The following is a 10,405-nucleotide window of genomic DNA, read 5'->3' on the forward strand; positions in this document are numbered from 1 at the left end:
GATTAAATTCTAGTTAAACTTCTTGATTGGCTAGGCTGCAGCCAGTGAATTTTTACATTTCCCTTTGTTACCTTATTGAACGAATCCATAATTCGTATATTACCATGTTCGTTGACAGAAACAATTGACTTGATTTTATACTGACCGTACTCCAACACAACCTCATAAATCCCCTCATTAGGAAGCATCTTCGGCTCCATAGGTTTGAATTGATTTCCATCCCAAAGCATTTTAACGGTATAGTGCTTTCCAAGAAAATGAGGAATCTCATGCACATCGGTCGATAGTAATCGTTGTCGAATTGCTGTTGAACTAATTTTTTCACCTAAATAGTCTACACGTTGTACCTCGGTTACAGTAATTTGATATTTTGAATCATTGGGAATATGTTTAAGTTTTCCTGCACCTTTAGATCCATAAGAAAAATCAAAACCTGCAATCACATGTGTTACACCAAGATTTAGTAAATAGGCATCAACAAATTGTTTGGGTGACAGTGCTGCAAAATCAAGTGTAAAATCGACAAGATAAAATATGTCCACACCTAAACGATTGAGCATCATTTCTTTTTCAGAAAGTGTCGTTAAATGAGAAATACATCGCTTCCCGCCAGACAAGATATTGATAGGATGTGGTCTAAAACTCATTAGTGCTAATGGAAATCCACGATTATTTGCTTCTTTACGGGCAATTTGTATGACACGCTGGTGTCCCAGATGGACACCATCAAAATAGCCAAGTGCCATAACACAAGGAGTTACCTTAGTATAAATTCCCTGTAAATTTAGAGCATTAATTAAAATCGTTTTCATTAGCATAACTCCTTCTATCATCCTTGTTAGAGATTCCTATTTCCCTTATACTTCAACTAATTCCTCGAGGCTGCGATATTTTCCATTGAAAAATAATAATGGATCACCATCTTCAACCGTAATGTTAGTTACTTTACCAATGAATAATGTGTGGTCACCTTCAACATGTTCAGCAGAAACTTCACAAGCAACTTGCACAATAGCCCCAGGAATAACAGGTACATCTGTTAAACGATTAAATGTTACCTCCTGATCTTTAATTTGACCTGCAAATACTTTAGAAATTTCTTCCTGATTAGAACTTAAAATATTGACTGAAAACTTTTTGGCTTGTTGGATTTTAGGAAGCATACGTGCGTTTTCTTTAATCGAGATCACTACTAATTTTGGATTAAGTGAAACGGACATAAAAGCATTCGCTGTCATTCCATGTGTTACATCCTCTAGGTCTGTTAAAATGACTGTCACACCAGTTGCAAATTTACCCATTGCACTTCTAAATAAACGATCATCCATTTTTAAACCTCCCCTAATGATTTAACTTTTATAGATTTACTGGATAGCCTATTTTTCGTATTTAAACATAAAGGATCTTCAAAACTTGCTTAAAAATAATTTTCAAGCCTTTACTGTTCCACTTTTCAACTCCGCAGCAACCTCTAAAATCATATCCTCTTGACCACCAATTGCTTTACGTTTACCGATCTCTATGAGAATATCACGTGCATCTACACCAAATCTTTCTGCAGCTCTTTGCGCATGTAATAAGAAGCTTGAATAAATACCCGCATACCCCAATACTAAGCTACCGCGTGTAATTTCTTGAGGTGTTGGCAGAATTGGCGCTACAATTTCTTCAGCTACATCCATTATTTTATATAAATCAATTCCTGTAACAATATTCATTTTATCCAATATGCTTACTAGGACTTCGGTTTGTGTATTACCAGCACCAGCTCCTAAACAACGGATACTGCCATCTATACGATCAGCTCCATGTTCAATAGCAGTTAATGAATTTGCCACAGCCAGTGACAAATTATTATGTGCATGAAAACCTAGAGGAACGTTTATTTCTTGTTTCAATGCTTTTATTCGATCCGCTACCTGAATTGGAAGTAGAGCACCTGCAGAATCTACAATATAAATGACATCTGCTCCACCATTTTCCATAATTTTTGCTTGCTCTACAATTTTACTTGGTTCAGCCATATGGGACATCATTAGAAAACCAACTGTTTCTAGACCCAGCTCCTTCGCTAAGCTTAGATGCTGTAATGAAACGTCTGCCTCCGTGACATGTGTAGCGACGCGAACCATAGAAACACCTAAATCTCCTGCAAGTCTAATATCAGGCTTCGTTGCAATTCCTGGTAAGGAAAGTACAGCAATTTTTGAATTTCCGGCAGTTTCTACAGCAGCCTCGATGAGCTTAAACTCATCCGTATGTGAATGGCCGTACTGAACCGTCGATCCCCCAAGACCATCTCCATGAGCAACCTCGATATATGGTACGTTTGCTGAATCTAAGCCAGCAACAACTTTCCTAACCTGTTCAACTGTAAATTGATGACGGACCGCATGACTGCCATCTCTTAAAGCTACTTCTGTTATGATAATATCGCGTTTCATCGTATTCCTCCTTTACACAGTTGTCTTTGCCTTTGCCCATTCCTCAGCAATTTTAATAGCTGCAGCTGTTATAATATCCAAATTACCAGCGTAAGCAGGTAAATAATCAGCAGCACCGGCAACCTCCAGGAATACAGTGATACGATTTCCCTCAATGTATGGACGTGTTTTTAAGCGATACCCTGGAACATATTGCTGAACTGCTTTTTCCATTTTTTTAAGTGCATCAATCAATGCTTCCTCATCTGTTACCGGATGATCTACTAACAGATGAATCGTGTCATTCATCATAATTGGTGGTTCAGCAGGGTTTAAAATTAAAACTGTTTTTCCTTTTTTTGCTTTGCCGACAACCTCAATGGCACGTGAAGTAGTTGCGATAAATTCATCAATGTTCGCACGTGTTGCTGGGCCAGCACTTTTACTTGCAATTGTGGCAACAATTTCCGCATATTCTACCTCATAAAGCTGAGATACTGCATAAATAATTGGAATTGTTGCTTGTCCACCACATGTCACCATATTTACGTTATCTGCTTGTTGATGTTCGTAAAGGTTCACTGTTGGTACTGTAAGTGGTCCAATTGCTGCTGGGGTTAAGTCAATTACTCTCTTACCGTGAGTTTTTAGTAGCTTTGCATGCTTCACATGTGCATAAGCACTAGTTGCGTCAAACACAACATCTGCAAGTCCTGGAGTTTGAAGAAAGCCTTCAATTCCCGTATCGATAGCTTGAAAACCTGCTTCACGTGCTTTTCGTAAGCCCTCGGAGTTGGGATCGATCCCTATAACAGCCGTTAACTCTAGAAAAGAGGACCGCTGAATTTTTTTCATCAAATCGTTACCAATGTTGCCTGACCCTAAAATGGCTACCTTTAATTTTGCCATGTCTAAATCCCCCTTGTTTACTCATATTTCAATTGAATAAACATTCATTTTTTGACTCGTTATTAAGGTGAATTAGCCCATACCAATTCCTTGATAGCCATATAAATTACGACCATATGTGTATAGTGCATCTTCATATAGAGACGTTATATGTGTGGCTACGGCAATGATGTCTCGTACAAACACTTCAATTGTGTCATTTTTTGTTAGAGATGCCCCACCGAGTGAGACCATTACTGTCGTAGCGATTTCTTGACAAATTTTAATAATTTCTGCACGTAGTGAAGAAAACTCCCCTTTTTCGTATGGACCTTCTGTTTCATAAGTTGCTAATAGATCGTAATATTGTTCCATTAAACCATTCGCTTTTTTATATTCCAACATAAGTTTAGCTAGAATTCGCTGACTACGAGGAGAATCTTTTTCATTTTCTCCATGTAGACGAACACGTGCTTCTGTTCTCTTTTTATATTCATCCAGCAAACGCCTAGCTCCACCTAATGCCATATTTGGAAACCCAAGATAGAATGCAGAGAAGTATGGTACATGGTAATAAGGATAATCGGGATCATAATTAGAACCCTCCGGTGGACGGCGTGTATCATTCGCTAATTCAAGTCTTAAAACGCGTCTTCTTGGAATAAATACTTCCGTTGCAATCACTTGGTTACTACCTGAACCACGTAAACCAAATGTATCCCAATTTTCATTTACTTTCACTTCATCTTTACGCATGAAACACATAATTAATTCTGGTTGATTTGATTCAGGTAATTGAGCAATTGCCCCTAAACCAATCCATTCTGCAAAGTTAACACCGCTTGTATAGTTATAAGTACCTGTTAAGCGAACACCGCCATCAACCACGGTTACTTGTCCAACTGGCGCGAAAACATCCACGATCAAACCGTTTGAATTTATAATTTCGTCTCTACCTTCTTGTGGAAGGTGTGCTGTTAAGGAGTTGTGTAAAGGGAAGAAATAACCTAACCATGCAGCTGAGATATTATGGTACGCGATAGTACGTACAATTTCTCCAAGGCCACGTAACGAAATTTGTGGACCACCATATTCTTTCGGTAGATTTGCACGAGTAATTCCTGATTCAATTAACTTATTAACATAGTTTCGAGAAACAGAGGCATTTATTTCGGAAGTTGCTACTTCTGATTCTGCTAGTAGGCCTGCTTCACGTGCTTTTTCAATAAGCTCTAGTTCAACATCTGTAAATCCTTTGGATTTTTGCTTTGTATCAACTGACATTTATAACCCTCCTATTATACGTTTTCAAGTTTATAACAAATCTTAGTTAGGGAAGATGTTATATTCGGAGTTTTAAATACTGGTGAGGCCACTAAAAAACATTAAAATCTCTTCTTTAGTGACCTCACGTTATTGTATTCTAGTTAACTAGAAGAACTCTTTAGCTGCTTTAATGAAATCTTCTCGCTTTTCTACCTGCAGCCAATGTCCGCACTGTGTAAATAAACGAAGCTCTGCATTAGGTAAATGTTCCATCAAATTAATACTGCTCTCTTTTGGAACAAATCGGTCATTAAAACCATGCAGTAGTAAGAATGGTTGTTTCATTTGACGTAATGCATTGGGAGGAATATGACCTTCCCCAGGCATAGGGAACATATTTTGCAAATAGGAATTGCGAATCTCTTCACGTTGAATAGTTTCATATCGAATTTCTAAAATATCTTCTAATGAATCTTGAATCGTTGCAGGATCATAAACAAACCAACTTGTTAAGTTTCGTAGGTTTTCATACGTTGGGTTTTTATAAAAACCAACCATTCGTATTATTTCCGGAGTAGGCGGTGTTTCTCCACCAGCACTGCCCATAAGTAAAACTTTTTTCACTCGTTCAGGTGCATACATAACAACATTTAACGACACATAACCACCCATTGAATTACCTACGAGACTGAATTTCTCTATGTTTTTCTTATCAAGTAGTTCAAGCAGTTGCTCAACGCGTAGCTGAGTCCATTCCCAAAATGATTTTGGGTGTACTTCGGGGTGTTTTGTATTTCCAAATCCATACATATCAGGAGCAATCACATGATAGTTCTTTGCAAGCTCTGGTAAAATATGTTGCCAATTACTTACTGAATTCGCTCCGGGACCTGAACCGTGTAGGAATACGATTACTTCCTCATTTTCTTGTCCTGCTTCACAATAGAACGTTTGAAACCGACCTGTATCTAAAGTTTCTGTTGAATAGCTCATTATAGTCCCTCCTATGCTTCTGTTGAATCAGCATCCATTCCCTGAAGATCTTGTCCCCAATAAGTTAAACCAACTTTTAAATCTTCAGGAGTCCACTTAATAGCCTCCCAATCAGGTTCAAAAATCAAATAACTTCCTGAAAATAGTTCCACACGATGACCACTACCTGGGTCTTTTACATATAAGTAAATTGCCTGTGAAATACCATGTTTACCTGGCCCAATAAGCTCAATTCCATTTTCACTTAAAATATCAGCTGCACGTAATATATCTTGGGCATTATCAAACCAATAAGCTAGGTGGTGTAAACGGTTAGGTGTCTTAGCTTCCGGCTCAGCCATAACAGCTATGTCATGAACCAATGGAGTTACACTTAACCAACCAGCTTGAATAACTCCATTTCCTAAATCTACATATTCACGCATTTTAAATCCCAAATTATCAATTAACCATTTATGAATTACTGATGGATCGTGTGAAGTCGCTAGATTCACGTGGTCAATACGACGAGGTGAAGCACCTTTTCTCCAAGATTTATAAGTTTGGTTCTTTAGCACGGATTTGCGGTCTTGATCTGGTTGCGTTTTTTCCATCTCATAATAAATTTCAAATGGATGCTCACTGGGTAACTCAAAGCGAATTGCTCTTCCTTGACCTGCTTCTTCACCCGATTCAACCCACTTCACTTCTGCTCCAGCCTCAGTTAGTAATTCAGCAAATTTCTCTACATCTTCAGGACGTTTTGTACGCCAACCAATGTGATCTACTTTTGATTTTTCCCCTTGTTTTAGCGATAGTGTATGGTGTTCAAAATCTCCCCATGCACGTAAATAATGTGTACCATTCACTACTTCTGTTTCTTCTAAACCTAAGACTTCAGAGAAGAACCATAGTGATTTTTTTAAATCCGGTGTGATTAAAGCAATATGACCTAGTTTAGCAATCTCTGGTAACATTTTCTTTTCCCCTTTTTTGTTTGTTTTTTATCATTTACACATTCAATATATTAGATATAAAATATTCTGAAAACAGACTAATTGTATTAATTTGAAAGCGTTTTCAGTATATTTCGTTTGGTTTTTTCTTTTTTATGGTATTTTAGTATTAAGAGAGAAATAACAATATTTTTTGAGGCACTTCTTACAATTAAGGGGGGAATAAGTTGGAACAACGTGTTATTTCTTTAAAAAGGACTACTTTTCATCTTGAAAATAGGGAGAAAGATATCGACAATATTGCAATCGTTAAGGCTTTAAGTTTTCTAAAAGCAGATATCATTGAAATAAATGGGATAGAGAAAGCAACAAAATTAATGTTTAATTATGGGTATCAATTAGGGGTTTCAGAAGCTCACCGAATGAGAGAAAAATATTTCGATATACAAGATCTACTTAAACAAGGGCCTACTCTTCATTGTGAAAAAGGACATATAAACGGTTCGATTTTCGAAGGGTATATTGAATTTTATGGTGATAAATCAGTTAAGGCTGTTTATGGTATAGGAACGTGGTTACAGTCTTACGAGGCAAAAGTTCATCTAGATTATTTTGGTCAAAGTGATGTACCAGTTTGTCATACACTTATGGGATTTGCTACTGGCTATATGAGCACCATTTTTCAGTTTGAAGTAAAGGTAGTTGAGAAAACCTGTGTAGCAAGAGGTGACGAAAATTGTACATGGGAGTTTTATACTGTTAACCCTTTACCTGATGAATCAAATGAAAACTCTGAAAATCAAGTATCGTTTGATCTGATTGAACTTGGCAATATTCAAAGTGAAATGATTCAAGCGATTATTGATGGAGCAACAGTAGAGGATATATTTAAAGAAGCTGAAAAATTTTTTGGCAGAACCTTTTTAATAGAAGATATATTTTATAACTTTGTACATTCTACTAATTTATCAGAGATCGATAGACAATTACTTGAGCAGGATATGCAGATATATGACCAAAATGAAAGAAATCAATTAGGTACTTATTTTTTTGAAAAGCGTCAGCAACTTCCTTTTACAAAAAAGGTTGTTCAATTAGATAATCATGTTCGTTTAACAAACACGATTGTCATTAAAAATAAAGTCGTTGCATATTTGTCAGTTATATCGATGCATCCAACAACATTTTCCTCATATGACTATTTAATACTATCTAAATTGACAAATGTAATTTCTGTTCTACTTATGATGAATTCTATTATAGAAAAATCAAAAGCAGAGAGTGAATCCAAGTTTACTAATGATATTTTGCATCAACGTTTAACAGATATAAATCAGATTCTTTCTAGGTCTCGCTACTTTAATATTGATATTAACCAACTATACACCGTTGCTATTGTGAGAAGGAATAATAATATGTATAGGATTCAAAAAGAGTTTGAAAACTTTGTTCGGGAACACTTAAAAAAACAGCGTATACTTATTTCTTTTAAGGAGATGGAACTAGTTATTTTGTTATTTCATCCTCTAAAAGATCATTCTATGGTTCAGAAGGTTTTTAGTAATTTAAGAGAAGCTTTAATGGAACAATTCCCTAATTATCCTGTTCAAATTGGTTACAGCGAGATAGGACATAGCATTTTGGAGGCAAACTCTCACTATAATGAGGCTGCAATTGCTCTCATCTCCAACCCCAACGCATCCATTACTGCATTTAAAGATATTAGTGTTTTATCAATATTTATTAATGATTTAAATATAGAACATATTAAGCAACTTGCGAATAATCGATTTGCAGGAATCTTTTCATTAAAGGAACATAAACGGATTGAGCTCTTAGAAACTTTATATATATATCTAAATAATAATTTAAAAATTGAATCCACGATACGCTTATTAAAGATTTCAAAGAGCGGACTTCTCTATCGACTAGAAAACTTGAAAGAGTATTTGAAGACAGATTTTAAGGATCCTAATGAGAATTTCCAAATCCTTCTTTTGTTGAAAGCGATGGACATATATTCTAAGACTAGCAATACTCAGGACAGTAATTTTATTGTGGATTTTACAAATAGTTAATCGAATGGCGGCTAGAAGTTCATATAGAGGAATATCAAACTAATAATCCGGATGAAACAAACGCACAGATCATTGGTAAATTGTTAAAAAATGAAATATGCCTGGTATTTGAAGACAAGATTTATAATCCTTCGAATGAAAGGATTATAACCAAGGAAGTAAAACAAGCATCTAAACATCCGATTTGGATTAAAGAGAAGGTTAAAATACTTGATCCAAATGCAAATATTATTCCTTTTATGATTACAATTGCAAATTATGCTTCAATTTTTGCACAAAACCTAATGTATTGGAATAATTTAAAACCGGCACATGAAGCCATAGTATCAATTAGAATTCTTAGACAAAAATATAGACCAGAAGATCCCATTTGGAGACCATAAGCTTTACACTGTTATAAATAATACAGTTGGACCAAATCAAATATACAAACTATAGGAAGATAGCTTAGTAAATAAATTACCAAATTGATTCATTATTTTGAATGGATATTTGTGAATTTTAATTGTATAACAATAGAGAGTCCCTACCCCCACCCACCAGGTATTCATTCATATACAGACTGCAAAAAAATTGCACAGAATTTCTAGAAACAACGGAATTAAGAGGTTCAGTTTGTATAAATAATCACTGGCAACCTGAATTAATGGACTGTTTGGACTCTATTTATGCATATGTTGTGTATAAGATTCAGAATAGTAAATTGACGGGGGTCCATACTTTTTAAGAAGGCTTAACCACAAGTGTATCAAGGGGTTGAGCCTTTTTTCTATTTTTCAGTAAAAACCCATTACTCCTGTATTTTTATACATTGGATAAATACTGCACAGAAGCTGCACAAGCCCAGTGTTTCCAATGGATTCAGCTGTCTCCATTATTTCCGTTAAATCCAAAATGTTCACCGAACCGATTCGAGTCCTCAACGAATCTGACTTCTACGTGTGAATCTCCTTCTGTAATCACCTTTGAATCAGGGATTGTCGGGGAATGTTTCTCGTTATCATACGAGTAGGTAATCCACTCCCTTATGGATTCATTGGGATTGGAGTTGTGCTATCGAAATCGCCTACGGTTTTCCTGTGTATTTCTAGAATAGCCTCCTCCTCTTCTCCCTCTCCCATTACATACACGCCTTCCCCGTATTCTTCAAGGGATGACTTGGACCAAGTTTTCTCATACTCTTTATAATCACGGATAACCTTAAAACGCAGGTTATTCACGGTTAATAAATATTCAAACAACTACTGCTTTGCCACTCATCCCTAGGTCCCAGAGATAAAAGATTGTAGGTCCGTAGCTATTAGAAGATTGTGGCAAATAGAAAAAAACCATGTACATCTTGTACATGGTTTTATGACCCCTACGGGATTCGAACCCGTGTTACCGCCGTGAAAGGGCGGTGTCTTAACCGCTTGACCAAGGGGCCAAATGGCTCCGCAGGTAGGATTCGAACCTACGACCGCTCGGTTAACAGCCGAGTGCTCTACCACTGAGCTACTGCGGAATAATAATAATATGGGCGACTCAAACTATCGACCTGAAAAACTTATCAGGCGTGTGCTCTAACCAGCTGAGCTATAGGCCCTTTATGATATTTTTTGGAGCGGGTGAAGGGAATCGAACCCTCATCATCAGCTTGGAAGGCTGAGGTTTTACCACTAAACTACACCCGCATCTATGGGATGGCTGATGAAAATCGAACTCACGAATGTCGGAACCACAATGCGATACGTTAACCACATCGTCACAATCGCCATATTTATTGGCAGGGGCAGTAGGAATTGAACCCACACTGGAGGTTTTGGAGACCTCTGTTCTACCT

Annotated in this window: 10 protein-coding genes and 3 tRNA genes; 2 read left to right on the forward strand and 11 right to left on the reverse strand. The window is 36.7% G+C overall.

Features of this window, described 5'->3' with window-relative positions; translation table 11 throughout:
- Positions 1–2: 2 nt before the first annotated feature.
- The 7 genes from AC4D4B_RS14325 to AC4D4B_RS14355 form a co-directional block, all read right to left on the reverse strand.
- On the reverse strand, positions 3–812 hold the full coding sequence (locus tag AC4D4B_RS14325) for an FAD synthase (protein WP_066104075.1): 810 nt from the start codon (positions 810–812) through the stop codon (positions 3–5).
- Between the two features lie 45 nt (positions 813–857).
- Positions 858–1,328: a flavin reductase family protein gene (locus AC4D4B_RS14330; RefSeq protein WP_066104078.1), complete on the reverse strand. Its 471-nt coding sequence runs from the start codon at positions 1,326–1,328 to the stop codon at positions 858–860.
- 102 nt (positions 1,329–1,430) lie between these two features.
- Positions 1,431–2,444, reverse strand: coding sequence for a 4-hydroxy-2-oxovalerate aldolase (gene dmpG / locus AC4D4B_RS14335; protein ID WP_491000334.1), 1,014 nt, complete (start codon positions 2,442–2,444; stop codon positions 1,431–1,433).
- A gap of 12 nt (positions 2,445–2,456) precedes the next feature.
- Complete coding sequence (locus AC4D4B_RS14340) at positions 2,457–3,332, reverse strand: acetaldehyde dehydrogenase (acetylating) (protein WP_140461398.1); 876 nt, start codon at positions 3,330–3,332, stop codon at positions 2,457–2,459.
- A gap of 72 nt (positions 3,333–3,404) precedes the next feature.
- Positions 3,405–4,595, reverse strand: a complete 1,191-nt coding sequence (locus tag AC4D4B_RS14345) for an acyl-CoA dehydrogenase family protein (protein ID WP_066104087.1) — start codon at positions 4,593–4,595, stop codon at positions 3,405–3,407.
- 147 nt (positions 4,596–4,742) lie between these two features.
- Positions 4,743–5,570 (reverse strand): alpha/beta fold hydrolase, encoded by an 828-nt coding sequence (locus tag AC4D4B_RS14350; RefSeq protein ID WP_225983690.1) that lies wholly within the window; start codon positions 5,568–5,570, stop codon positions 4,743–4,745.
- A gap of 11 nt (positions 5,571–5,581) precedes the next feature.
- Complete coding sequence (locus AC4D4B_RS14355) at positions 5,582–6,526, reverse strand: VOC family protein (RefSeq protein ID WP_066104092.1); 945 nt, start codon at positions 6,524–6,526, stop codon at positions 5,582–5,584.
- Between the two features lie 206 nt (positions 6,527–6,732).
- Between AC4D4B_RS14355 and AC4D4B_RS14360 the strand changes: the two genes are divergently transcribed.
- Both AC4D4B_RS14360 and AC4D4B_RS14365 read left to right on the forward strand, forming a co-directional pair.
- A complete protein-coding gene (locus tag AC4D4B_RS14360; protein ID WP_491000335.1) occupies positions 6,733–8,583 on the forward strand; it encodes a V4R domain-containing protein in 1,851 nt (616 codons plus the stop codon).
- A gap of 80 nt (positions 8,584–8,663) precedes the next feature.
- Positions 8,664–8,966 carry a hypothetical protein gene (locus AC4D4B_RS14365; protein ID WP_491000336.1) on the forward strand — a complete coding sequence of 101 codons (303 nt, stop codon included), beginning with the start codon at positions 8,664–8,666 and terminating at the stop codon, positions 8,964–8,966.
- Between the two features lie 642 nt (positions 8,967–9,608).
- On the opposite strand, the gene AC4D4B_RS14370 is transcribed toward AC4D4B_RS14365, so the two are convergent.
- The 4 genes from AC4D4B_RS14370 to AC4D4B_RS14385 all read right to left on the reverse strand — a co-directional run bounded on the left by AC4D4B_RS14370 (position 9,609) and on the right by AC4D4B_RS14385 (position 10,256).
- Positions 9,609–9,824 (reverse strand): hypothetical protein, encoded by a 216-nt coding sequence (locus tag AC4D4B_RS14370; protein WP_491000337.1) that lies wholly within the window; start codon positions 9,822–9,824, stop codon positions 9,609–9,611.
- A 113-nt stretch (positions 9,825–9,937) separates the two neighbouring features.
- A tRNA-Glu gene (locus AC4D4B_RS14375) sits at positions 9,938–10,009 on the reverse strand.
- A 3-nt stretch (positions 10,010–10,012) separates the two neighbouring features.
- Positions 10,013–10,087: transfer RNA gene (locus AC4D4B_RS14380), tRNA-Asn, on the reverse strand.
- A 95-nt stretch (positions 10,088–10,182) separates the two neighbouring features.
- A tRNA-Gly gene (locus AC4D4B_RS14385) sits at positions 10,183–10,256 on the reverse strand.
- Positions 10,257–10,405: the final 149 nt, after the last annotated feature.

The organism is Pradoshia sp. Z6_59, from assembly GCF_058267515.1.